Origin of the sequence: Amorphus coralli DSM 19760 (genome assembly GCF_000374525.1) — a bacterium.
GTDB lineage: Bacteria > Pseudomonadota > Alphaproteobacteria > Rhizobiales > Amorphaceae > Amorphus > Amorphus coralli.
The window spans coordinates 16,225-39,584 of the sequence record NZ_KB894571.1 but is presented as its reverse complement, the minus strand read 5'-3'; the positions used below and the strand labels follow the sequence as shown (position 1 = coordinate 39,584).

The window sequence follows — 23,360 nt, the reverse complement described above, 5'->3', positions numbered from 1 at the left end:
CTCGTGGATGGGCGGCCGCAACGTGCAGGCGGGTGCTGCCAGAGCGCAGAAAGGTCTGCAGCGACTACTTTTGGACCAGAATGCCGTTGGTCGCGATCGTGACGAAGATGGTCGAAAGATCGCTGATGGTCATCGTTGTGGTCGGGCGGAACCAGGTCGATGGCGAATTGCACATGCCGAGGATCGCGTAGGCCGCGACTTTCGGGTCAAGGGTGTCGGAGATCTCGCCACGCTTCTGGCCCTCTGCGATCAGGTCGATCCAGTTGCGCTGGTAGCGACGCCAGATCTTCAGGAGATCCGCGAGGCGGCTGTCCTGCTTGGCCTTGCGCAGGCGCCGCACGGCCACGACCATGTCCGTGTAGCTCGGATTGAACCGGTGAAGATGGTTCTCGATAGCCAGGACCAGCTTGTCGCGCGTCGAGATGTCCAGATCCAGGATGCGCTGCAGCCCGGATTCCAGCGAAACGCTCTCCGGCTTGATGATCTCGATGAGGATGTCGATCTTGTCGGAGAAATAATAGTAGATCGATTCCCGCGTGACCCCGCACTCCGCGGCGATTTCCTCGATAGACGTGTGGGCGACGCCCTGTTCCTCGAAGAGCTCCGCCGCCCGGCGCACGATCAGCTCGCGGCGGGGGGAATTGCGCTTGCCCGGTCGGGCCTTTCGCAGCGCCGAGACGCTAGACATGGGCGGGCTCCAGCGGCGTCTTGTGTTCCAATTCGGCGTGGAGATCCCGGGTATTCTCCCGGTAACGCTCGATGCTCTTGTCCTTCACCGGCCCGAACCCCTTGATGGTCTGTGGGAGTTCGAGGATCCGCGCAGCTGTGTCACGGTGGTCCGCATCGAGCCGCCGCGCGACGTCGCGGATCGTTGCCTCGAACTCGCCGATCAGGCCTCGCTCCTGTCGGCGTTCAGCGGTGTAGCCGAACGGATCGAGGGCGGTGCCGCGCAACACGCGGAACGCCGCAAGCGTGGAGAACAGCGGCCGGATCCAGGGGCCGAATGCCATCTTGCGGGGCCTGCCTGTTGCAGGGTCCGTCTTCGACAGAAGCGGCGGAGCGAGATGATAGGCGATACGCAACTCCCCTTCGAACATCGAGGCCAGGCGCCGGTCGAGCCGGCCGTCGGAGTGAAGCCGTGCCACCTCGTACTCGTCCTTGTAGGTCATCAGCCGGAATAGCGAGCGGGCGGCCGTCTCGGCAAGGGCGCCGTCGCCGCCCGTACGGCGTTCCGCTTCGCGCAGCGGCTCGAGTGCGCGCTCGAAGCGCTTCGCCCAGCGCGCGCCCTGGTAGGCCCGGAGCTCGGCAAGCATTCCGTCATGATCGAGTGGCTGCGGCCGTTCCGCTCGAGGCTCCGCTGCCACCGGCTGGTCGGCGAAGCGGCGGCCAGCCTCGAAGGCGCGGAGGTTCATGGCGACGGCGGCGCCGTTGATCTCGATGGCCCGCTCGATTGACCGACGCTGGAGCGGCACCAGCCCCCGCTGCCATGCGAAGCCCAGCAGGATCATGTTCTTGGCGATGCCGTCGCCGAACCTCTCGACGGCGAGCGTCTCGGCATCGAGCGCATAGAGGCCGGCAGCCTCGCCTTCGAGCTTCGCGAGGCGATCGCGGGCGTCCGGCGTCGCGCTGCCGTCGAAGACGAACGACATGGTCGGCATGATATCGGCATTCGCGACCACCGTCGTTCGCGTGGGCGAAACGGTGGCCAGCGAGCCCGGTGCACCCGCCACGACGACGTCGGTGGCAAGCAGCAGGTCGGTGCTCTGCGGCGGAATCTTGGCGGACAGGGCGTCGCGCGTGGCGGAGATCCGCACGTGGCAGGTGACCGCTCCGTTCTTCTGGGCGAGACCGGCCATGTCCAGGGTCGTGGCGGACACGCCCTCGACGTGCGCCGCCATCGAGAGGATCTGAGAGATGGTGACGACGCCGGTGCCGCCGACGCCGGGAATGAGGATGTTGTAGGGCTCGTCCAGGTGCGGGATGGCGGGTTCGGCCAGGTCGAGGCTCTCGGCCGCGGCGTCGTCCGTTGTGCGCTTCTTCTGGGCGGACACGCCGCTGACGGTCACGAAGCTCGGGCAGAAGCCCTTCAGGCACGACGTGTCGATGTTGCAGGACGACTGGTTGATCTGGCGCTTGCGGCCGAACGGCGTTTCCAGCGGTTCGATCGCGATGCAGCCGGACTGGGCATGGCAGTCGCCACAGCCCTCGCAGACGCGCTCGTCGATGACCACGCGCAGGTCCGGCCGCGGAGCCTCTCCGCGCTTGCGGCGCCGGCGGAGCTCGGTGGCGCAGGTCTGCTCGTAGAGCAGGACGGTCACGCCCCGGATCTCTCTCAGCTCGCGCTGGACGCAGTCCATCTCGCGACGGTCGCGAACCTCGACGGCGTCCGGCAGGCCCGCTCGGGAGGCGTAACGGGAGACGTCGTCCGTGACCAGGACCACCTTGTCGACGCCTTCGGCCAGCACCTGGCTCGCCATCTGCTGCGGTGTCAGCCCGCCTTCCACCGGCTGCCCGCCGGTCATGGCGACGGCGTCGTTGTAAAGGAGCTTAAAGGTGATGGTGGCCTTCGCGGCGACGGCGGCGCGAATGTTCAGCGACGCGGAATGGGCATAGGTGCCGTCGCCGAGATTCTGGAAGCGGTGGCGCTCCTCGGTGAAGGGCGCCTGGCCGATCCAGTGCAGGCCCTCGCCACCCATGTGGGTCATCGACGCGATCTGGCGGTCGGGCAGCCAGCTGGCCATGCCGTGGCAGCCGATCCCGGCCATCGCGGTGCTGCCTTCCGGGACCTTCGTCGAGGTGTTGTGGGGGCAACCGGCGCAGAAATAGGGGGGACGTTCCGGCGGTCCGGCGGGTGACCGTGTTTCCTTCGTAGCCCGAAGGGACGCCACCCGGCCGGAAAGCACCGGATGCTCGGGATGGAGCGTGAGCAGGCGCTCCCCGATGACGATGGCAAGCTGCGCGACGTCGAGGACGCCGCAGTCGGAGATCAGCGGCCGGCCGGCCTCGTCGTGCTTTCCGATCAGGCGGGGGGCGTCGGGTGCGCCGTAGTAGAGGCGGGCGATCTGGTCCTCGACGACCGGACGCTTCTCCTCGATGACCAGCAGCGTCTCGTGACCGGACGCGAAATGGCGCAGGCCCGGTTCGGACAACGGCCAGACGAGACCCGGCTTGTAGAGGCCGAGGCCGAGATCCGCCGCCTCCGTGCCCGACAGGCCCAGAAGTCGGAGGGCATCGAGCACGTCCAGCGACGCCTTGCCCGGCGCAACGATGCCGATGCGCGGCGTAGCGGAGCGGAACAGGGTGGCGTCGAACACCCCGCTCGCGGCGAAGCGCGCCACGGCCGCGCGCTTGGCGCCGGTCAGCCGCGCTTCCATCTGGGCCGGCGGATCAGGCCAGCGGATGTGGACGTCATCCGGCTCGCCGAGGTCGGGTATCTCGACGAGGTCCGTGCCGACCTCGATGGAGGCCGAGCCCTCGACGACCTCGGTGAGGGCGGTCATGCCGACCCACAGCCCGCAATAGCGCGACAGGGCATAGCCGAGGAGGCCGAAGCGGTGGATCTCCGCGACGGAGGCCGGCGCCAGGACCGGGATCTGGGCGGCGATGAAGTCGTAGTCGGACTGGTGGGCAAGCGTGGAGGAGGAGGCCCCATGATCGTCGCCGGCGATGGCGAGGACACCGCCCCAGCGGCTGGTGCCGGCCGCGTTCGCATGCTTCAGCGCATCCATCGACCGGTCGACGCCCGGGCCCTTGCCGTACCAGAGGCCGAGCACGCCCTCGACGGTGCGCTGGGCATTGAGGGCGGTCAGCTGCGAGCCCCAAACGGACGTCGCGGCGAGATCCTCGTTGAGCCCCGGCTCGAAGACGATGCCGTACTCCTCAAGCAGCTTGCTCGACTGCCAAATCTGGTGGTCGAGGCCGCCGAGCGGCGAACCGCGGTAGCCGGATACGAAGCCGCCGGTGCGGAGCCCGGCCTCCCTGTCGCGGCGCCGCTGATCGATGAGGACGCGCACGAGTGCCTGGGTTCCGGTCAGGTGGATCCGTCCGGATGTCCGGGTGAAGCGCTCCTCGATCGGTGTCTTCTCGGTCGTGTCGACTGACGTCATGTCCGGCCTCACAGGAAGCCCGGCAGCCAGAGCGCCAGGATGGGAAAGAGAAAGACGAGCAGCAGCCCGAGCAGCTCGATGCCGATATAGGGGACGATGCTGCCGAGAATCTGGCGCATGGTCACCTCGTCCGGTGCGACGGACTTCATGATGAACAGCAAGAGGCCGAAGGGCGGCGTGATCAGCCCGACCTCGAGCGCAATCAGCATCAGCACGCCGAACCAGATCGGGTCGACGCCGCCCATGCCGATCAGCGGCATGAAGAAGGGCAGGGTGATCAGCATGATGCTGATCTGGTCCATCAGCATTCCCAGGAGCAGCGCCACCAGCAGCATCATCAGCACCAGCGTGCCGATCTCGATGTCGAGGGCGGTGACGACGCCCACCAGCTCGCGTGTCGCACCCGAGAAGGACAGGATCTGGGAGAAGGTGATCGACCCGCTGATGATGATGAAGATCATCGCGGTGGTGGCGGCGGTGCCGGCCAGCGCGCGGCGGATGGAGGCCCAGGTCAGGGACCGGTAGGCGGCCGCCGCGATCACGGTTGCGATGCTGCCGAGCGCGGCCGATTCCGTCGGTGTGGCGAAGCCGCCGAGGATGCTGCCGACGACGATCACTACGATGGCCATCAGCGGTACGACGTGGATCAGGAAGGGCCGCAGCCGGTCGCGGAACGGCTCGATCTCGTCGTCCTGGGCGGGGGCAAGCGAGGGGCGGAGCCGGGAGATCGCGACGATGAACAGGAAGAACAGCGCCGCGAGGAGCAGCCCCGGGATGATGCCGGCCAGCAACAGGCGCGAGATGGAGATGCCGGCGAGGCTGCCGAACAGAACCGCCAGCGCGGAGGGCGGGATCAGCATCGCCACGCCGCCGATGCCGAGAATGGGTCCGACGCTGAGCACCGGATGATAGCCCAGGCGCAGCATGTCCGGCAGCAGGACGCGGCCGAGCACGGCGGTGTTGGCGATGCTGGAGCCCGACAGCGATGCGAAGACGCCGCCGCTGACGACGGCAACCAGCGACAGCCGACCCGGAACGCCGGTGATCAGGCGTTCGATGGCGTGGATGGCGCGGGTGGCGAGGCCGGTGTGCAGCAGCACCTCGCCCATCAGGATGAAGAGGGGGATGGGTACCAGCGCGAAGGATGTCACCGCCTCGGTGGTGCTCAGCGCCAGCAACCGCAGCCCGGACTCGCCGCCGAGAATGAAGTAGGCCCCGGCCAGGTTCAGCGCCAGGAAGGCGAACGCCACCGGCACTCCGATACCCATGAGGAAGACGAGGGCGCCCCCCATGAGCCCGAGCATGACATCCCAGCCGATGCCGCTCATGCCGGATCCGCCGCAGGCTCGAGGACGAAGCGACGCCAGATGCGCAACAGGAACTCCACGGCGAGCAGCGTGATGCCCACGGGCAGGACCGACAGGACGATCCACTGGGGCACGACCAGATACTTGAAGAGGAGAGACCCCTTTACCCACGCATGGAAGGCGGCCTGGGTGGCGTAGTAGGCAAGCAGCAGGCAGGCGATCGTCGCGATCAAGTCGGACACCGTCAGCAGGACCCTCAGAACCGACGGAGAGACCTTTCGGGTCAGAACGTCGACGCTGATGTGCTCGTGGCGCCTCAGCACCCAAGGGGCGCCGAGGAAGGTCACCACGAGCAGTCCGTACTCGCACATCTCAAGGGTCCAGCCGAACGCCGGGAGGCCCAGATTGCGGACAATCACCTCCGCACCCACTGACAAGGCCAGGAACGCGATCACCAGGCTCGCGGCGATGCCGAAAGCATCGCAAACGCGTCCCATGGCCTTGTCGAGTGAGCCGATCATCGGATTGCCTGCCGTCAGTCCTTGTAGGTCAGCTGCTTGATCTGCGGACCGAACTCCGGAGAGTTCTTGATGACCACGTCCCAGCCGGCCTTGTCGGCCATGCCCACATAGGCAGCGCTTTCCTCATCGGAGAAGGTGATTGCCTCGATGCCGGCGTCCGCCTGCAGCGAGCGCTGCTCCTCGTCGACGCGGTTGCGGTAGTCGATGAACCACTCCTCCGTCTCGACAACGGACTCGCGCAGGGTGGCCTGCTGCTCCTCGCTCAGGCTGTCCCACTTGGCCTCGTTGAACAGGACGCTGATCTCGGCGTTGTAGAAGCCCGGCTCGACCCGGTAGTCGGTGACTTCCAGAAGGCCGAGGTCCTTGATGCCCCACAGCGGCCAGGCGTAGCCGTCGACGATGCCGCTCTCCATCGCGGAGTAGACTTCCGAGCCCTGCATCTGGATCACGTTGGCGCCGAGCGCCTCCATGAACGGGCGATAGAGCGGTGTGCCGCGCATATCCCAGCCGTCGAACTCGGGGACGTCGCTCTCCCGGTTGGTGTAGATGTGGTATTTGATGCCGTCGCCCATCTTGCCGAGGAAGACCGCGCCCATCTTCTGGCGATGGATGCTGTCGATCAGGTCCATGGCGCCGTTCTCGCGCAACTCGGCGACCGGGATGTTGAAGAGCTTGTTGGCGTCGGCTTCCGGCACGAGGTTCGTGTAGAAGGCGCCCGACAGGTAGGCCATGTCCACGACGCCGCTCGACACGGCATCGCCGAGCTGGAACGGGCTGATCGACGACGGGTCCGCCACGAGTTCCAGGCGCAGGTCGGAGTCCTTGGCGTTGACGGTCTCGATCAGGTGCTCCAGCGGGCCGTGCCAGACGCCCTGCGGGGCGAGGAACGTGCCGACCCTGAGCACGGTCTCGGCGGAAGCGGTCTGGGGCACGAGCAGTGCCAGTCCGATGGCGATCGCAGCTGTCGTATTCTTCATGGAAGGTCCCTTTTTCTGGTTTGGTGACGCTTGAGCCTATGTCCCTGCCGGGTGCCCTTCGGCCTGGGCGGCCTTGCGGAGCGCGGCCTTGTCGACCTTGCCGATGGGGGTCTTGGGCAGTTCGGAGACGATCTCGACGCAACTCGGGATCTTGTACCGGGTCAGCCGCTCGGCGAGGAATGCCTCGATCGCGTTGACCGTGACGCCCGGCGCGACCACGTGGACATGGATGGCCTCGCCCTTGCGGGTGTGGGGCACGCCGAACGCGGCAGCTTCGCGAACGCCCGGACAGCTGTAGAGCGTTTCCTCGATCTCGCGCGGGAACACGTTGAACCCGCTGACGATCACCATGTCCTTCTTGCGGTCGCTGATGGCCAGATAGCCGTCCTCATCGATGAAGCCGATATCGCCGGTGTAGAGCCAACCGTCCCGGATGGTCTGGGCGGTCTCGTCCGGCCGGTTGCGATAGCCCGTCATCAGCTGCGGGCCGCGGACGCGGATCTCGCCGTTGGCGCCCGGCGGGCAGGGCGTGACGCCATCGACCGGATCGACGATCTGCACCTCTGTTTCCGGCAGGATGACGCCCACCGAGCCCGCCTTGCGGACGCCGTCCCGCGGGTTGGCGGCGATCACCGGCCCGGTTTCGGTCTGGCCGAAGCCTTCGCAGATCACCGATCCAGTCCTGCGTTCCCACTCCGCAAGCGTTTCCGCCGGCAGGGCGGAGGCGCCGGAGAAGCAAAGGGCGAGGTTGCCGAAGTCCGTGCCGTCCATCAGCGGATGGGCAAGCAGGCCGTGGTAGATCGTCGGGCTCCCGGCGAAGAAGCTGATCCGCTCCCGGCCGATGGTGGTCAGCGCGATCTCGGGGGTGTAGCGGGGCAGGATGACAAGGGTTCCGGCGGCGTAAGCGGCCGCGAACAGGCCCATGGAGCTTGCATAGACGTGATAGAGCGGGGTCATCACCAGCAGCCGGTCATCGCCCCCGATGGGCACGATCGCCTGGCGCTGGGAGACGTTCGTCGCCGTCGCGCGGTGGGTGATGTCGACACCCTTCGGCTTACCGGTTGTGCCGCCCGTGTACTGGAGGATGCCGAGCGCGTCGGGGGAGGGAAGGGGCATGTCCGGAGCGGGCTCCGTTGCGCCGTCCCGGAGGCTGCGGACCTGGGGGCCGATTTCGATCACCGTGCCGAGATCGAGCCGATCGCCCAGCGCCGCGATCTTGTTCATCGCCTCCGAGGCCACCAGCACGACGTCGGGCCGGCAGTCCTGGAGGATCTCGCCAAGCTCGTGCGCGGTGTAGAGCGGGTTGAGTGGTGCGGTCTGCGCGCCGGCCGCAAGGCTGGCGAATGCCGCGATCGCGAAGTCGGTGGAGTTCGGCAGGATCAGCGCCACCCGGCCGCCCGAAGCGCCGAGACCAGTGAGTTCATCCGCGAAAGTTGCCACTGCGCCGGCATACTGGGCGTAGGTGAGCCGGTCGTCTCCGCAGACGAGCGCCTCCTTGTCCGGATGGATGCTGGCGGCACGGGCCAGCATGTGAACCACCGTCGGAAATGTCTCGGGCATCGTCATCCGCGCCGGTCCTCCACCTGGACGATCACGGCCATCGCACTGTCGCCCGCCGCGCAGCCCTGGAACAGGCCGTAGCCGCCGCCGGTCAGGACCAGTTCCTCGATCAGCTCGATGATGGCGCGGGTGCCGGTCGGACCCTGCGGATGCCCCCAGATCAGCGAGCAGCCGTAGTTGTTCATGCTCGCCAGATCGATGCCGAAGCTCCGGGCGAAGGCGATGTCGTTCACCGCGAACGGGTTGTGCGACTTGATGGCCGCCATGTCGGAGATGGAAAGACCCGCGGCCTTCAGGGCGGCGTGCGCCGCCTCGATTGGAGCGGCCGGCATGAAGCCCTTCTCCGCTCGGCTCTGGCCGAAGGCGACGGGGCGGATCCGGATGCCGGGATCTGCCGACATCTCGACCGCCCGTTCCGACGGTGCGACGATGATCGCCGCGTTGCCGTCGGCGGGGTGCGTCTGGGCCGCGAAGCTGACCGTTCCGCCGTCGACCACGGGGGAAAGGCCGGCCAGCTTTTCGGGCGTCGTCGGGTAGATGCCCTCGTCGCCGGTGAGGACGACCGGCTGCTTCCGGCGACCCGATGCGGGAACCTCGAAGGGCAGGGTCATGTAGCGTTTCTGGAAGGCGTGGTCGTCCTTGAGCGCGGCCTGGTACTGCTCGTAGCGCATCTGCACGAGGTCGTGCTGTTCGGCCATCGAGATGTCGAAGCGAGCGGCGACGTTCTCCGCCGTCTCGATCATCGCGCAACCGGCGATGGGGTCGCGAGCGAAGTTGTCGAGGATCCAGTTCTCGTAGTCGCCGGCGCCGCCCTGGGCGTTCGGGCGCGGGTAGATGATCTGCGGGCCGTTGGAAACGCGGTCGGCGGTGATCACCAGCGCCATGCCGGAGCGGCCGCCGGCAACCTCCTCGCAGCCCACCGCCAGGGCGCGCGCGCCGGTGGCGCAGGCCTGGCTGATCGTCGGACCGGCGGCCCCTTCCGCTCCCAGCAGGCCCATGAGCCACGGCAGGCCGTAGAAGCTGCCGCGCTGGGGAACCGTCATGCCGAGTACGCCGAAATCGAAATCCCGGACGTCGATACCCCGCCGGGCGGTTTCGCGTCGGGCCGTCTCGGCCGCGAGCTCCAGGCTGTGGGCGGTCGCCAGCGAGCCCTGCCAGCGGGCAAAGGGGGTCGACCAGTAGGCGCCGTAGGGGATCTCTGCGATCGGGGTCACGTCGACTTCTCGATTTACGTTGATGTAAAAATTGGACATATGAAAAAGTGCTTGTCAAGCTGGCTGGACCCTGGGGAAGAGGCTCGATACGGTTGTCTCGTCAGCCTTTCGGGCATTCTAAAAACATAACGGTGTGTGAAAATTGGATCGGTCAATTCATTCGTCGGTCTCGACGGTCAGGGTCGAGACGGAGGGCGCGCTCGGCATCGTCACGCTGAACCGGCCGGACAAGCGCAACGCCATCAGCGCGGAGATGATCGTCGCCGTGGGTGCGGCCTTTGCCGCCGTCCCGCCGGAGTGGAAGGCCGTGGTGATCCGGGCAGACGGCGACAATTTCAGCGCCGGCCTGGACCTGTCCGAGCACAAGGAGCGCACCCCGGAAGCGGTGCTGGACATCTCGTCGCTCTGGCACCGGGTGACGCAGTCGATCGCCGACAGCACCATTCCCGTGGTCTGCGCCCTCAAGGGCTACGTGGTCGGGGCCGGTCTTGAGCTTGCCTCGGCCGCCCACGTCCGGATCGCCGATCCGAACTGCCGGTTCTGCTTGCCGGAAGGCCGGCGCGGCATCTTCGTGGGAGGTGGCGCGTCGGTGCGCGTCGGGCGGCTGATCGGCACCAGCCGCCTGATGGAGCTGATGCTGTCGGGGCGCGAGATCGATGCGCAGGAGGCGCTCGCCGCCGGCCTTTTCCAGCGGCTCTCGGAGCCGGGTCGGGCGTGTGAACAGGCGATGGACTATGCGCGCGAGGTGGCGGACAACGCACCACTGTCGAACCGGATGATCCTGCAGGCGCTGGCCGAGATCGCGGAAATGCCGCCGCGCGCCGGCCTGTTCACCGAGTCGCTTGCGGCGGCGCTCACACAGACCAGCCCGGAGGCGGTCGAGCGGATCAACGCCTTCTTCGCCCACCAGCGCCGGTAGTGCGGACTGGCGGCGGCCACATGGCTGCCACCGCCAGAGCTGCCACCGCCAGATGTGTCGCTCAGTGCGGCAGTTCGCGGGCCGCCCGGTCGATGACATCGGCAACGGCCAATGGCTGGGACAGGAAAGGAACGTGGCTGGCGTCCACGTCCTCGACCCTTGCGCCGATGCGCGCGGCGGTGTGGCGCAGCAGGTCCGGGCTGATGGCGTGATCGTCGGTTGCGACGATCGCCCAGCTCGGCTTCTCTCGCCAGGCGGCATGGCTGACCTTCGTTGCGAAGATCGCCATGTTGATCGGAACCTGGGAGTCTCTCAGGAACGCCGCGTCGGCGTCGCCCAGATCTCCGGCAAAGCCGACCTTGAACTGTTCGAGGCTCACGAACCCGAACCCGTCCTCCTGCGTCTCGATGACGAATTCGGGCGGGGCGGGAATGTCGGCGAACTGGTCTCCGGTCGATTCGCCCACGTCCGGCGCCAGCGCAGAGACATAGACGAGCCCGGCCACCTTTGGGTCGATGCCGGCCTCGGTGATGACGGTTCCGCCGTAAGAGTGGCCGACGAGAACGGTCGGGCCGTCCTGCCGGGCCAGCACGCGCCGCGTCGCGGCCACGTCGTCGGCAAGCGAGGTCAGCGGGTTCTGAACGATGGAAACCCGGTACCCGCGCTGGGTCAGTGCGTCATAGACGCCGCGCCAGCCGGATCCGTCGGCGAAGGCTCCATGCACCAGAACCACGTTCCGGACGGCCTGGTCCTTGGGGATCTGTTCGGCCGAACGGGCGGAGGGTGCGGCGGTCGTTACGCCCGCGGCGAGGGCTGCGGCGGCCAGAAGTGTCGTGGTGGTGTTCATCATGTTCTCCATGAACCTTGAACGGTTGGCTAGACGGTCGGCACGGTTCCGCCGTCGATCACGTGTTCGGTGCCCGTGATGGACCCGGCGCGATCGGAAGCGAGGAATGCGATGAGGCTGGCAACTTCGTCCGGCCGGGAGGGCCGGCCGAGCGGAATGCCGCCCAGTGATTCCATGATCATCCGCTTGCCGTGGTCGATGTCGGCGCCGGCCTCGCGGGCCAGCCTTTCGGCCAGTCGCACCGACGCTTCCGTCTCGATCCAGCCCGGCGAAACCCGCACGACCCGTATCCCCCTGGGGCCGAGTTCCTTCGACAGGCTCTTGCTGTAGGTCGCCAGGGCCGCCTTTGCCGCGGCGTAGGCGGTCGTTGCTTCCGGCAACGGCAGTTCGCGCTGGATGGAGGTGACGTGAACGACGACGCCATGGCCCTGCGCCACCATTTCCGGAACCAGCGAGCGGTCGAGGCGGACGGCCGGCATCAGGTTGAGATCGATCTCCCGTGCCCATTCGCCATCGTCGAGGGCCTCGTAGCCACCGGCCGGAGCCGATGATCCGCCCAGCATGTGAACGATGATGTCGATCCCGCCCAGGCGCTCGTGCACGGCGCGGGCAAGCGCCGAGCAGCCTTCCGGAGTGGTCAGGTCGGCGGCCACGAACATGGCCTCGGGCTCGCCGGCCGGCCGCGATCGCGCGGCGGTCAGGACCCGTGCGCCGAGGTCGCGAAAGAGCGCGACGGTGGCGGCGCCCGCGCCGCGCGTGCCGGAGGTGACGAGGGCCCGCTTGCCGGCCAGGGTCAGAAAGGGACTCACGCGCCGACCTCCAGCTGCCTGATCCACCCGTGCTCGAGGCGGAAGGCGAAGGTCAGCACGGCCGGGCTGCCGGGAAAGGTTCCAGTCACGTTTGCGCGTACCCGGTACTCACCGCGCTCCTCGGACCAGTCAAGGGGCTCGGCGACGTGCTGGTATCTGGCCTTGGACGCACGCCACCATGCTTCGATTGCCTGGCACCCGCGATAGGTCCGGCCCTCGTCGCGCACGAGGGCATCGATTCCAAAAACCTGAAGCACGCCATCGGCGTCGTCGCGCCGGTCCGCAGCGAAGTAGGCCTCGATCGGGACGGGAAGGGTCATGCCACCGTTCTCCAGTTGCTTGTTTCTCGCCGGCATCATCTAGTCGTGGAATTCCGTCCCGATAATTGGGATGATGCGGGACGTGGAGTTTCGATTGGCAGGACAATGTATCGACCCGGGTTGACCGATCTGGAGGCCGTTCTGGCGATCGGGCGAAGGGGCTCCTTTCGCGCGGCGGCCCTCGATCTCGGCATGTCGACGACGGCGCTGAGCAACGCGATTGGAAAGCTCGAAAAGGAGCTCGGCGTCCGCCTCTTCAACCGGACGACGCGAAGCGTCTCGCTGACCGACGCGGGCCGCCGCTTCGTCGACCAGGTGGGGCCGCCGCTTCAGGACATCCGGGAGGCGATGAACGGTGTCAGGGCGCAGCAGGCGATCCCGTCGGGCACCATCCGCATCAACACCTTCGCCACGGCGGCGCGGGAGATCCTGTCACCGCTGGTGCTGGAGTTCCTGCGTCGCCATCCGCAGGTGCATGTCGACATCGTCACCGAGGGCCGGCTGGTCGACATCGTCGCCGAAGGCTTCGATCTCGGCATTCGGTCCGGCGACCTGGTCCCCAGCGACATGATCGCGGTTCCACTCGGGCAACCGCAGCGCCACGCTGTGGTCGGATCGCCCGGCTACTTCGAGCGGCACGACAGGCCGCGCGTTCCGCCAGACCTCGTCGGGCACAGATGCATCCGCGTCCGGCTGCCGAATGGCGCTCTCTATCGGTGGCAGTTCCGCAAGGGTGGGCAGAGCGCGCAGATCGACGTCGATGGGCCAATCACCCTGGATGAAGCGAGCCTGGCGCGCATCGCCGTCCTTGAAGGAACCGGCCTGGGCTATTTCATCGAAGCGAATGTCCGCGCGGACATCGAGGCGGGCCGGCTGGTCCGGGTGCTCGAGGACTGGACGCCGCCGCTTGCGCCGCTCGCTCTCTACTATCCGGGCCGGCGCAATCCGTCCGCCGCCCTGAAGGCGTTTATCGGGTTGGCCAGAGAACACGGCATAAAGGCTGCCCTCTGACAGGCACCCGGTCGTGAGGGCCGGCGACGAGCGAGATGCCGGAACGGTCGGGCAACAGGTAGCCAGCGCGGGTCAGGGCCCAGCGGAAAGCCGGGTCGGTATCGGCGGCATGACCGCTTGGCGTTGACGAACGCGGCGGTGGTCTTGCGGCTGTCCAGCATGGCAGACATGGCGTCAGCCTGCGTGGCGCGGAGCAGTCGGGCAATGGGCGGCACGGAGGGACAGCCCGGCTGGGAGGCTATCCGCGCCCCCCGAAAGACAAGGACGTATCGCCCACGGGATGGATGCACCTATCCGGCGGGGTGCGCCTCCTATCCGAAAGGGGCGCATTCATGCGCTCGAAGCCAGACACCATGGGCGCAGCGCTGGTTCTCGGTGGCAGGAATGGTCTAGAGTCCCGGAGCTGTGGGGCGCGGAGGAATTGATGAAAGTGCTGATCGCGGACGATCATGAGCTGGTGCGCGACACGCTGAGCGCGTTCATCGAGCGCGAACCGGATCTGACGGTTGTTTCCGCACCGGATTTCCCCGTCGCCGCGCAGCTCATCGAGAAGGAAGGTCCGTTCGACCTCGTCCTGCTCGACTACAATATGCCCGGCATGGACGGCCTGGATGGGCTGGCGCAGGCGAGGGAGCTCAATTTCAACAACCCCGTCGCCATCCTCTCCGGCAGCGCGCCGCGTTCCGTTGCAGAGCAGGCGCTCGCGGCGGGGGCTGCCGGGTTCCTTCCGAAGAACATGGCGGCGAAATCGCTGATCCACGCCATCCGCTTCATGGCTGCCGGCGAGCAGTATGCGCCGATCCAGTTCATGACCGAGAAGGAGGACGAGCAGGAGAACCCGCTCGCGGCCAAGCTGACCAAGCGCGAACTGGAGGTGCTGGAGGGGCTGTCCAAGGGGCAGTCGAACAAGGAGATTGCGCGCGACCTGGAGCTGCAGGAGGTCACCGTGAAGCTTCACGTGAAGACGCTGTGCCGCAAGCTCGATGCCCGCAACCGCACCCATGCGGCGATGATCGCCAAGGAAGCCGGCCTCTTCTGAAGGCGGGCGCCGCCTACGGTTGGGATAGGACCGGGCGCACAAGATCCCTTTCCCTCTTCGCGTGTGCCCAACCGCGCACAGCAAGAGGAGCGTGGGGCTGGTGGCGTTCCATAGAGAAATGCTCCATGTCCGCCAATGAGACCCCGTCCAAAACCGAGCATTGCCCGGCGCACGCGCTGCCGCCGCGCAGCCACATCCACGTGCCGTTCGGGCGGGGGGCCGTGCGCCGACTGTTCATCGCTCGGCTGCTTCGTTGGGGCTACCTTGGCACTCACGCCCGCGAGCTTCTCACCGAACGATGGCCTATCCTTTCGGATAGTGCGGCTCTGCCGATGAACCAGCCCGCCTGAATTTGGATCGGCTAGTCTCGGTGCAGTCCTGATAGATGGCCAGGGGGAACCGAGCCTACGATGATCAAACGATTTGCCGCCGTCGTCGCACTTGTCGGTGCGTTCATGGCCAGCCCCACGATGGCGGCAGGGCCATTGGCCGAGCCCACCGGCGAGGTGCTGCTTACCATCACAGGGGAGATCGCCAACACGAATGCCGGCGAGGACGTGGCTGAATTCGATCTCGCCATGCTCGAAGCCCTTCCGGCCACGGAATACACGACCGAAACCATCTGGACGGAGGGCGAGCACGTCTTCAGGGGCGTCACGCTCGGCGAACTGATCAACGCGGTCGGGGCCGAGGGTTCGAGCATCAGCGCAATCGCCATAAACGATTATGCGATCGACATTCCGATGAGCGATGCCACCGATGGGAGCGCTCTCGTTGCATACCGTCTCGACGGCGAGACCATGTCGATCCGCGAGAAGGGACCGCTGTGGATCGTGTATCCCTACTCGAGCGATGCCAAGTATCGCGCCGAGATCATTTATGCGCGTAGTATCTGGCAGTTGAAGGAGCTGGAAATCAGCCGCTGAGGGGGACATGCCACCTGCCAGAGACGACAAGATGTCTCTCGTGCGCCCCGCGCGCCTGTCTCCCTGGGGTATCGCTGTGGTCGTCGCCACGGCGATGACTGTGGTGGTGTTGTGGTCCTTCGGTACGCGAATCCACGATGAACTCCAGGAGCTGCGCGGAGCGTCGCGCGACAATGTCCAGTGGACGCTTGCCCAGTTCGAAGTCGAATACCTCATGTTGGGAGAAGCTCTCGACCGGGTTGGCGAGGGCAAGCCGGATGCCCTTCCCCAGCTGCGTCGCCGCTTCGATATCTTCTACAGTCGTGTGGATACCCTCTTGAATGGCGGGATCTACGGGCTCGTAACCGACGACGCCGCGATCCGGTCCAAGCTTGAGCTGATCAAGCGGGTCCTCAATGAGGCGATTCCCACTATCGACGGAAACAATCTGGACCTCCTCGCGGGCGTCCCCGATCTCCAGACCGAGGTCGATGCGCTCCGACAAATCGTTCGACAGGTTTCATTGAAGGGAGTTCGGCTGTTTGCCCAAGCGTCGGACAGACAGCGAGAAACGCTTTCCGCGCTGCTGTTCAACACGGCCGCGATCATGGCGGTCCTCATTTTCATTCTTGCGCTGCTGCTCGCCACCCTGACCCGCCAGAATCGGATTTCGGCGAGGCGGGCGAAGGCCCTTCGCCTTTCCTCGATCCGGTTCGAGCAGACCATCAATGCCTCGTTGAACGCCATTGTGGTCGCTGACGAGGGTGGACGCGTGATCGAGTTCAATCCAGCCGCCGAACAGACCTTCGGCTATTCGCGCAATTCCGCTCTCGGCCAGAACATCCGCGATCTGCTGATACCGCCGAAATACCGCGACGCGCACATGGCGGGAATGAAGCGATACCTGCAGACGCGCGAGGCAGAGGTCATCGGCAAGGGGCGCGTGGAGCTGGAGGCCATGCGTTCCAATGGCGACGTGTTCCCCGTCGAGTTGTCCATCGCGCATACGGTCGGTCCCGACGGCGACATGTTCGTAGCCGACATCCGCGACATCACCGCCCGCATTCAAGCGGAGCGCGAATTGCTGGAGGCCCGTGACAAGGCGCTTGCCGCAGCCCGGGCCAAATCGCAGTTCCTGGCGGTCATGAGCCATGAAATGCGCACACCGCTCAATGGCGTGCTCGCGATGCTCGACCTTCTGTCGAATACCCGATTGGCGGCGAAACAGCGCGAGTTTGTCCAGACCGCCATCACGTCCGGCGAGATCCTGCAACACCATATCGACGATGTGCTGGACATCACCCGCATCGAGGCCGGCCGGCTGACACTTCAGCCTCGCCCGGTCGACCTGAAGGCTCTCCTGCAGGAGGTGATGTCCATCAACCTGCCGCGTGCCGAAGCGCGCGGCAACACGATCGAATTCACCACCGATCTCCCCGACCGGCCCGTCCTCGCCGATCCGACCCGTATCCAGCAGATCGTGCTCAACCTGGTGGACAACGCCGTGAAATTCACCCAAGGCGGGGTGATCCGGGTGGATGCGCACCTTGCGGACGGCGCTGAACCGATGGTGATCATGTCGGTCGCCGACAATGGCCTCGGCATCGCCCGGGACGATCTCGATCGAATTTTCGACGACTTCGTCACCCTCGATCCGTCCTATCGGCGCACGGCGTCGGGCAACGGCCTTGGCCTGTCGATCTGTCAGCGCATCGTCCGGGCGATGAACGGCGACATTGCGGTTGAAAGCGAGATCGGTCGTGGCAGCCGCTTCACAGTTCGCCTGCCGCTCGAGTTCATCGAGGCAGTGGTTGAAGGGCCGGCCGCGGAAATGGGCGACGTGGCGGAGCCGCGGCGGGAGCTTTCCATCCTCTTGGTGGAGGACAACGAGACGAACCGGTTCGCCGCCCGGGAGATGCTGCGCGGCGAAGGGTGCCGGGTGACGGAAGCCAAGGACGGGCTGATCGGCCTGGGCCTCTCGGAGCAGGAACGTTTCGATCTCATCCTGATGGACATTTCCATGCCGCGCCTCGATGGCATCGAGGCGACCCGTGCGATCCGCAACGGAACCGGCGCTTCTTCCGATGTTCCGATCATCGGCCTGACGGCACACGCCCTGCCGGAGGAGCAGGAGCGCCTCAAGGAAGCCGGCATGCAGGACTGCCTGTTCAAGCCGCTCCGACTGCGCAACCTGCGACGTGTTCTGGCCGAGGTCCGGTCCGCGAAAGGGGTGCCGGTGGGGCGGCTGCGGACGCCGGCCCCGTCTCCGTCTCCTTCCGAAAACGAGACACTCGATCAGTCCGTGCTCGGCGAGTTGTGCGAGGTGATGGCGCCGGAGATGCTGGCCGACAAGCTGGACACGTTCTGCATGGAGCTTTCGGGCTTTCCCAAGCTCCTGCGGGCTGCGATCGGCGGCGATCGGGCAGACATGCGCGCTATGGCGCACAAGGCATCGGGTTCGGCCGCCATGTTCGGGGCGGTGAAAATACACGACATCCTGTCGACCCTCGAAGATGCCTGTGCCGACGGGGAGGACGAGTTTGTTGTTCCCCTGATCGACGAACTCGAAAAGGCTGTCCCTCCGACGGTGGAGGGTCTGTCGGCGGTCGTCGCGGAGCTCAAGAAGGCGCCGGTCTCATGATCGCGTGAATGCCGTCTGCCGACAGACCGGCTCAGGCGCGGCTGGCGGGCGACTGCCGGACGGTTCGGTGCTACCGCCTGTGTCGGGACAGGGATGGCCTAGTTGGCGAAGATCAGCGCCGGCGTGGAGATCGCTGCCAGGAGCTTCGCGATCTCGCCGACGGAGATCACCATACACACCAAGAGCCGTATTCTCGGCTCCCAGCCACCGCCGACAGGGAAAAATCGCGGTCGTGGCCGTCGGGGGGAAGCCGGGAAAAGCCAACGCAATCAATGAAAATGGCGGATGGGGTGGGATTCGAACCCACGAGACGGTTGCCCGCCTACACGCGTTCCAGGCGTGCGCCTTCGACCACTCGGCCACCCATCCGGCGCTTCCGAGGCGCGGCAGCCTGTCCGGACGCGGGGTGCGTCGGGAGCCGGTCCGCGGCTCGTCCGATCAGCGAACGCCGACACCGAACGGGCGTCACGACGTCTCCTTGATCGAAGGAAGAGTGCAGGGTCTAGCCGATCCGGCGCGCACGGTTCAAGAGCAAAGACGTGGCTTTGCGACGGCTTCCCACCGCATTCGCCGTTCTGCGGTGCCCCACGGGTGATCCGATGCGGCCCGGGATCCGTGACCGGGGCGGCGGCGCGATCGCCAAATCCGGTTCCGGTCGAGGCGCCAAACCGCCGAAATCAGCCGTGCAAGCCCGGACGTGCAGGACAGGCGCCGCGCCCGGCTGCGATGAATTCCGCATCGCGGAGCGCGGACCCCGATCGCACCTCCGGTCTTGCGTGGCGGCATCGGTCGGCCGACAACGAACCAACGACGCAACCCCAAGAGCCGGCACGTCACGCCCATGCGCACCATTTTGTGGATCGTCAGCCTGCCGTTGCGGATCGTCGGCTGGCTTTTCTTTCTCCTGGGGGCGGCCGCGGGCGCCTACGACGTCTACAACAGCGTCCAGCTCGACCGGAACGATTCCACCTCGCTCGGCGAGCTCTGGTACGCGCTGCACCCCGGAAGCCTCAACGTGAGCCAGGCGGTGATCCAGCGCCAGATCAGCCCGACGCTGTGGGATCCCTACATCCAGACGCTGCTGGTCTGGCCGGCCTGGGCGGTGCTCGGCGTTCTCGGCATCGCGCTGCTGGCGCTTGCACGGGTATTCTGGAAACCCAGATAAGGATCGACACGCCGCCGGACGCATCCGCGTTGCCGGCGGCACCGAACAACGGAGACCCGGGTTCATGTCGCTGCTCAAGATGCTGTCCAAGAAGATGTCGATTCCCTCCGCCGACGAGGCGACGCCCGGGCGCGCGAACCCGCTCCCCACCGCCGAGATTCATGCCGTCAACGGCCGGCCGCTCCAGGGACCGTACCCGGACGGCACCGAGAGCGCCGTCTTCGCGCTCGGCTGCTTCTGGGGCGCCGAGCGGCTCTTCTGGCAGGCCGAGGGCGTCTGGGTCACCGCGGTCGGCTATATCGGCGGCCACACGCCGAACGCCACCTACAACGAGGTCTGCAGCGGTCTGACCGGGCACACCGAAGGGGTGAAGGTCGTCTACGATCCGGAGATCGTTTCCTTCGAGGATCTCCTGAAGATCTTCTGGGAGGGGCACGACCCGACCCAGGGCATGCGCCAGGGCAACGACGTCGGCACCCAGTACCGCTCGGCGATCTACACCACGACGGACGAGCAGTTGAGGGCGGCCGAGGCCTCGAAGGCCGCCTATGGCAAGGCGCTTGCCGCGCGCGGTTTCCCGCCGATTACCACCGAGATCAACGCCGACGCGGCCTTCTACTTCGCCGAGGACTACCATCAGCAATATCTGCACAAGGTGCCGCACGGCTATTGCGGCCTTGGCGGCACCGGCGTCAGCTGTCCCTCCGGGCTTGGGCTCGACGCCCCGGCGCCCTGATCACCGGGGCGCCGAGGGGCCGCGGCTAGAAAGGGGTCGGTCGCATGCCGGGACGGCTTTGCGTATCCGATGACTGGGGCCGGGAGCTGAAACGGCTCCTCGTCGCCGAACTCTCCGGCGCGCGATCGGCGCTGGACGGTCCCGACCTCACTCCCGACGCCCGTGTCCATGTTGCCCGCCGCACCCTGAAACGGGCGCGCTCGCTGCTGCGGCTCCTGAAGCCGCACCTGGCCGGCGACTACGAGCGCCATCGTGACCGGCTGAAGCAGGCTGCCTCCGTGCTATCCGGCACCCGCGATCTCGACGTGATGGCGGCGACCGCCGACGGGCTGAAGACAGGCGCCGGAGACCGACTAAAACCGTCCCTGGCCGAGATCGCCGCAACGCTCGCCCGCCAGGCGGGCGCAGCGCACGGCAGCGAGACGCCGGTGGACGCGGCGATCGCAGAGCTCGACACGGCGCTGGCCGAAGCGGGCGCCCTGAAGGCGCCGCCAAACGGCAAGGCGCTGTTCGAGGCCGAACTCATCCGTGCCTACAAGGCGGCCCGCCACGCCATGACGGACGCCGAACGAGAGCGGAGCGAGGATCGATTTCACGATTGGCGCAAGCGCGTAAAACATCAATGGCACCTGTCGCGCTACGCGCAGGGCGCGTGCGCCGCGACCCGAAAGAAGACCGTCACGCGTCTCGACGAACTGGGGGAGCTGCTCGGCCTGGAGCACGACCATGCAGTGCTCGCCGGCCGGCTGATCGACGATCCGCTGCTTGCCGGCGATGGCCGCTCGGCCGACCGGGTGCTCGAACTGATCGACGAACGGCGGGCGCGTCTCCAGAAGAAGGCCTTCAGGATCGGCGTTCGGCTCTACGCGGAGCCGCCCAAGGCGTTTCGCAAGCGTATCGACCTGGGCTGAGGCACGCGCGCCAGCTCAGTCGGCCAGGAGCACCCTGCGGCAGGCGGCCGGGAGGTCAGAGACCATCGTCTCGCGCCGTTTTACGGGCTTTGCTCCCGGCTTCGGCGTGTAGGGCTCCTCGGTAAACCACCAGGCAAGTTCGGCTCCGCAGCCCGATCCCGCAGGCGGCGGCGACTGGTTGCGGCATCCCCGCTGATCGCCGGGGCATTTCAGCCGCACGTGGAAATGATAGTGGTGGCCATACCAGGGCCGCACGTGCCGCAGCCAGTCAGCGGCGTCGGGATCGTCGCCGGCAAAGGTGCAGAGCGCCCGCTTGATGGCCGGATGCACGAAAATGCGCTCGAGCTCGGGATCGGAAGCGGCGCGGCGGATGAGCCGGGCGTGGGCATCCGTCCAGATCTCCGGATCGACCGTCATGCCGGCATCCTTCAGCATGGAGACGGCACTCATGGTCTCGCGCTCGTCCGCGGACAAGGTGCGCTCCGGCATCGGCGTCAGCCAGATGTCGCCGTCGAGCCCAATCTGGTGGCTGGCGTGGCCGGTGAGCATCGGGCCGCCGCGCGGCTGCGCGAGGTCGCCAACCAGAAGGCCTGGCCAGCCCAGCCCGGGCGCATCGGCCGCAAGCCGCTCCAGATAGTCGACGAGGGCAGGGTGCCCCCAGTTGCGGTTGCGCGACAGCCGCATCACCTGCCAGCTCGGTCCGTCGACCGGAAGGGCCACGCCACCGGCCAGGCAGCCGCGCGAATAGGCGCCGAGCGAGCGCGCGGGAAGCGGCGCCGGTTCGGGCTTTGCGCCGAAAAGGAAGCGGGCCGGTTGCGACAGATCGGGCGGAGGCGCCACGTAGCCTTCGGGCACGGGGGGCTTCTCGGCCGGCGTCGGCGGGACCAGCACCGCCAGCTCGACAACCGGACCCGGCGCGACGCTGTCGGGATCGGGCCTGGCGGCCGGCACCGTCTCGATGGATTTAAGCGGGAGTGCCTCGTCCGGCGCCGGATTGTCCTGTGCCCCGAGCGGCGCGGCAGCGGCGAGCCAGACAATCCAGGCGACGGCCGTGGAGCGGCGGAAGCGGATCATGGACGCCATGTGGCGATCTCCCGAGACGGCACAACGACTGCCGGATCGTCCGACTATGGCCGACTCGACGGGAGCCGGTCGAGGCCGGAAGCAGGGGTGGGCGGGGGCAGGGCGCATCGATGCAAGATGTCGCTGTGTCGAGACGTTATAATATTTCTTGTCGACCGTGATCGCGAAATGCTTTGAGACAACGGTGAGGATATAGACTTCGATCGGTCTCAGAAGAAAAACGAAGCCGGCGCTTGAGGCCGTTGGCCGGATCGCCTAGAAGGCGGGCTCGTCACGACGGAGCATGGGAAAGGCACCATGGCGCACGATCACGGTCACGGCCATCCGCACGGGCACGGACACTCCCACGCTTCAAGCAACGAACGCGCCACGCTCATCGCGGCGTGCCTGACCGGCGGCTTCATGATCGCCGAGGCGGCCGGCGGCATCATCGCCAACTCGCTGACCCTGCTCGCCGACGCCGCCCACATGATGACGGACTCCGTCGCCCTGTTCCTGGCGTGGTGGGCTTTCCGGCAGGTGCGCAAGCCGGCCACGCCCGAACTCACCTTCGGCCATCACCGGATGCCGGTGCTGATCGCCTTCGCCAACGCGATCGTGCTGCTGCTGCTGACGGTCTGGATCTTCATCGAGGCGGTGGGGCGCATCGCCCAGCCGCAGCCGGTGGCGTCGATCCCGCTGCTCATCGTCGCCTGGCTTGGCCTGCTGGTGAACATCGCCGCCTTCCTGGTGCTGTCCAGCGGCAACCGGGAAAGCCTCAACATCCGGGCGGCGGTGCTGCACGTGCTCTCCGACCTGCTCGGGTCGGTGGCAGCCATCATCGCGGGCGGCGTGATCCTGTTCTTCGGCTGGACGATGATCGACCCGATCCTGTCCATCGTGGTGGGGCTGCTGATCCTGCGCACGACCATCCGGCTGATGCGAGAATCGGCGCACATCCTGCTGGAGGGGGCCCCGAAGGGCGTCGATCCCGCCGAGATTGCAGCGGATCTGACCACCACCGTTCCCGATGTCGACAAGATCCATCACATTCATATCTGGTCACTGTCGGAAGAACGCGCCCTGGTGACGCTCCACGCCGTGCTGACGCCAGACGGCGATGGGCCGATGGCCGCCGCCGGCATCCGCGCGCGCCTCGCGGAAAAGTTCGGGGTGGGCCATGCAACAGTGGAGCTGGAAGTGCCCGGACGGGAAACCGTGGCCGACGCCGACCCCTGCACCGACGGGGCGCCAGTGACCGGCGACCGCGCGCACGGCCACCATCACGACTGACGCCTGGGCAGACGGCG

The 23,360-nt window shown here is 66.8% G+C and carries 19 protein-coding genes and 1 tRNA gene; 9 read left to right on the top strand and 11 right to left on the bottom strand.

Features of this window, described 5'->3' with window-relative positions; translation table 11 throughout:
• Positions 1-64: 64 nt before the first annotated feature.
• Genes C507_RS0104250 through C507_RS0104220 form a run of 7 tightly spaced genes read right to left on the bottom strand, consistent with a single transcriptional unit; the run spans position 65 to position 9,685 of the window.
• On the bottom strand, positions 65-688 hold the full coding sequence (locus C507_RS0104250; protein WP_018698418.1) for a TetR/AcrR family transcriptional regulator: 624 nt from the start codon (positions 686-688) through the stop codon (positions 65-67).
• On the bottom strand, positions 681-4,106 hold the full coding sequence (locus tag C507_RS0104245) for an indolepyruvate ferredoxin oxidoreductase family protein (protein WP_018698417.1): 3,426 nt from the start codon (positions 4,104-4,106) through the stop codon (positions 681-683). The genes C507_RS0104250 and C507_RS0104245 overlap by 8 nt, the downstream gene beginning before the upstream one ends.
• Before the next feature lie 8 nt (positions 4,107-4,114).
• Positions 4,115-5,434 (bottom strand): TRAP transporter large permease, encoded by a 1,320-nt coding sequence (locus tag C507_RS0104240; protein WP_018698416.1) that lies wholly within the window; start codon positions 5,432-5,434, stop codon positions 4,115-4,117.
• Positions 5,431-5,934: a TRAP transporter small permease gene (locus C507_RS0104235; protein ID WP_018698415.1), complete on the bottom strand. Its 504-nt coding sequence runs from the start codon at positions 5,932-5,934 to the stop codon at positions 5,431-5,433. Before C507_RS0104235 ends, C507_RS0104240 begins: the two co-directional genes overlap by 4 nt.
• 14 nt (positions 5,935-5,948) lie before the next feature.
• Positions 5,949-6,911: a TRAP transporter substrate-binding protein DctP gene (gene dctP, locus C507_RS0104230; protein ID WP_018698414.1), complete on the bottom strand. Its 963-nt coding sequence runs from the start codon at positions 6,909-6,911 to the stop codon at positions 5,949-5,951.
• A 36-nt stretch (positions 6,912-6,947) separates the two neighbouring features.
• Positions 6,948-8,477 carry an AMP-binding protein gene (locus C507_RS20320; protein ID WP_018698413.1) on the bottom strand — a complete coding sequence of 510 codons (1,530 nt, stop codon included), beginning with the start codon at positions 8,475-8,477 and terminating at the stop codon, positions 6,948-6,950.
• Positions 8,474-9,685 (bottom strand): thiolase family protein, encoded by a 1,212-nt coding sequence (locus C507_RS0104220; protein WP_026318833.1) that lies wholly within the window; start codon positions 9,683-9,685, stop codon positions 8,474-8,476. Before C507_RS0104220 ends, C507_RS20320 begins: the two co-directional genes overlap by 4 nt.
• 142 nt (positions 9,686-9,827) lie before the next feature.
• Between C507_RS0104220 and C507_RS0104215 the strand changes: the two genes are divergently transcribed.
• A complete protein-coding gene (locus C507_RS0104215) occupies positions 9,828-10,604 on the top strand; it encodes a crotonase/enoyl-CoA hydratase family protein (protein ID WP_018698411.1) in 777 nt (258 codons plus the stop codon).
• Between the two features lie 61 nt (positions 10,605-10,665).
• Here the strand turns inward: C507_RS0104215 and C507_RS0104210 are convergent, their stop codons facing one another.
• A complete protein-coding gene (locus C507_RS0104210) occupies positions 10,666-11,451 on the bottom strand; it encodes an alpha/beta fold hydrolase (RefSeq protein WP_425386844.1) in 786 nt (261 codons plus the stop codon).
• A 29-nt stretch (positions 11,452-11,480) separates the two neighbouring features.
• Positions 11,481-12,260 carry an SDR family oxidoreductase gene (locus C507_RS0104205; protein WP_018698409.1) on the bottom strand — a complete coding sequence of 260 codons (780 nt, stop codon included), beginning with the start codon at positions 12,258-12,260 and terminating at the stop codon, positions 11,481-11,483.
• Between the two features lie 425 nt (positions 12,261-12,685).
• Here C507_RS0104205 and C507_RS0104195 point away from each other — a divergent pair, with 425 nt between their 5' ends.
• The 4 genes from C507_RS0104195 to C507_RS20315 all read left to right on the top strand — a co-directional run bounded on the left by C507_RS0104195 (position 12,686) and on the right by C507_RS20315 (position 18,176).
• Positions 12,686-13,591 (top strand): LysR family transcriptional regulator, encoded by a 906-nt coding sequence (locus C507_RS0104195; protein ID WP_026318830.1) that lies wholly within the window; start codon positions 12,686-12,688, stop codon positions 13,589-13,591.
• 424 nt (positions 13,592-14,015) lie between these two features.
• On the top strand, positions 14,016-14,630 hold the full coding sequence (locus tag C507_RS0104190) for a response regulator (protein ID WP_018698406.1): 615 nt from the start codon (positions 14,016-14,018) through the stop codon (positions 14,628-14,630).
• Between the two features lie 410 nt (positions 14,631-15,040).
• Complete coding sequence (locus C507_RS0104185) at positions 15,041-15,556, top strand: putative pterin-binding protein (protein WP_018698405.1); 516 nt, start codon at positions 15,041-15,043, stop codon at positions 15,554-15,556.
• Positions 15,557-15,587: 31 nt separating this feature from the next.
• Positions 15,588-18,176 carry a hybrid sensor histidine kinase/response regulator gene (locus C507_RS20315; RefSeq protein ID WP_018698404.1) on the top strand — a complete coding sequence of 863 codons (2,589 nt, stop codon included), beginning with the start codon at positions 15,588-15,590 and terminating at the stop codon, positions 18,174-18,176.
• 279 nt (positions 18,177-18,455) lie between these two features.
• Here the strand turns inward: C507_RS20315 and C507_RS0104170 are convergent.
• Positions 18,456-18,545 (bottom strand) — tRNA-Ser (locus tag C507_RS0104170).
• Positions 18,546-19,017: 472 nt separating this feature from the next.
• Here C507_RS0104170 and C507_RS22245 point away from each other — a divergent pair.
• The 3 genes from C507_RS22245 to C507_RS0104155 all read left to right on the top strand — a co-directional run bounded on the left by C507_RS22245 (position 19,018) and on the right by C507_RS0104155 (position 20,988).
• The gene (locus tag C507_RS22245) at positions 19,018-19,341 is read left to right on the top strand and encodes a hypothetical protein (RefSeq protein ID WP_018698403.1); all 324 of its coding nucleotides are present in this window, start codon (positions 19,018-19,020) and stop codon (positions 19,339-19,341) included.
• A gap of 64 nt (positions 19,342-19,405) precedes the next feature.
• Entirely contained in the window at positions 19,406-20,077 is a 672-nt protein-coding gene (msrA, locus tag C507_RS0104160) for a peptide-methionine (S)-S-oxide reductase MsrA (RefSeq protein ID WP_018698402.1), read from the top strand.
• Positions 20,078-20,121: 44 nt separating this feature from the next.
• A complete protein-coding gene (locus C507_RS0104155; RefSeq protein WP_018698401.1) occupies positions 20,122-20,988 on the top strand; it encodes a CHAD domain-containing protein in 867 nt (288 codons plus the stop codon).
• A gap of 15 nt (positions 20,989-21,003) precedes the next feature.
• Here C507_RS0104155 and mepA read toward each other — a convergent pair whose 3' ends face one another.
• Complete coding sequence (mepA, locus tag C507_RS0104150) at positions 21,004-22,071, bottom strand: penicillin-insensitive murein endopeptidase (protein WP_018698400.1); 1,068 nt, start codon at positions 22,069-22,071, stop codon at positions 21,004-21,006.
• Between the two features lie 297 nt (positions 22,072-22,368).
• On the opposite strand from mepA, the gene C507_RS0104145 reads away from it, so the two are divergent.
• The gene (locus C507_RS0104145) at positions 22,369-23,343 is read left to right on the top strand and encodes a cation diffusion facilitator family transporter (protein WP_018698399.1); all 975 of its coding nucleotides are present in this window, start codon (positions 22,369-22,371) and stop codon (positions 23,341-23,343) included.
• The last annotated feature ends 17 nt before the right edge of the window (positions 23,344-23,360 follow it).

Coding starts and splice junctions, on each gene's coding strand:
- C507_RS0104250 (WP_018698418.1), bottom strand. CDS start 688: ATGTCTAGCGTCTCGGCGCTGCGAAAGGCCCGACCGGGCAAGCGCAAT.
- C507_RS0104245 (WP_018698417.1), bottom strand. CDS start 4,106: ATGACGTCAGTCGACACGACCGAGAAGACACCGATCGAGGAGCGCTTC.
- C507_RS0104240 (WP_018698416.1), bottom strand. CDS start 5,434: ATGAGCGGCATCGGCTGGGATGTCATGCTCGGGCTCATGGGGGGCGCC.
- C507_RS0104235 (WP_018698415.1), bottom strand. CDS start 5,934: ATGATCGGCTCACTCGACAAGGCCATGGGACGCGTTTGCGATGCTTTC.
- dctP (WP_018698414.1), bottom strand. CDS start 6,911: ATGAAGAATACGACAGCTGCGATCGCCATCGGACTGGCACTGCTCGTG.
- C507_RS20320 (WP_018698413.1), bottom strand. CDS start 8,477: ATGACGATGCCCGAGACATTTCCGACGGTGGTTCACATGCTGGCCCGT.
- C507_RS0104210 (WP_425386844.1), bottom strand. CDS start 11,451: ATGAACACCACCACGACACTTCTGGCCGCCGCAGCCCTCGCCGCGGGC.
- C507_RS0104195 (WP_026318830.1), top strand. CDS start 12,686: ATGTATCGACCCGGGTTGACCGATCTGGAGGCCGTTCTGGCGATCGGG.
- C507_RS0104190 (WP_018698406.1), top strand. CDS start 14,016: ATGAAAGTGCTGATCGCGGACGATCATGAGCTGGTGCGCGACACGCTG.
- C507_RS0104185 (WP_018698405.1), top strand. CDS start 15,041: ATGATCAAACGATTTGCCGCCGTCGTCGCACTTGTCGGTGCGTTCATG.
- C507_RS20315 (WP_018698404.1), top strand. CDS start 15,588: ATGTCTCTCGTGCGCCCCGCGCGCCTGTCTCCCTGGGGTATCGCTGTG.
- C507_RS22245 (WP_018698403.1), top strand. CDS start 19,018: ATGCGCACCATTTTGTGGATCGTCAGCCTGCCGTTGCGGATCGTCGGC.
- msrA (WP_018698402.1), top strand. CDS start 19,406: ATGTCGCTGCTCAAGATGCTGTCCAAGAAGATGTCGATTCCCTCCGCC.
- C507_RS0104155 (WP_018698401.1), top strand. CDS start 20,122: ATGCCGGGACGGCTTTGCGTATCCGATGACTGGGGCCGGGAGCTGAAA.
- mepA (WP_018698400.1), bottom strand. CDS start 22,071: ATGGCGTCCATGATCCGCTTCCGCCGCTCCACGGCCGTCGCCTGGATT.
- C507_RS0104145 (WP_018698399.1), top strand. CDS start 22,369: ATGGCGCACGATCACGGTCACGGCCATCCGCACGGGCACGGACACTCC.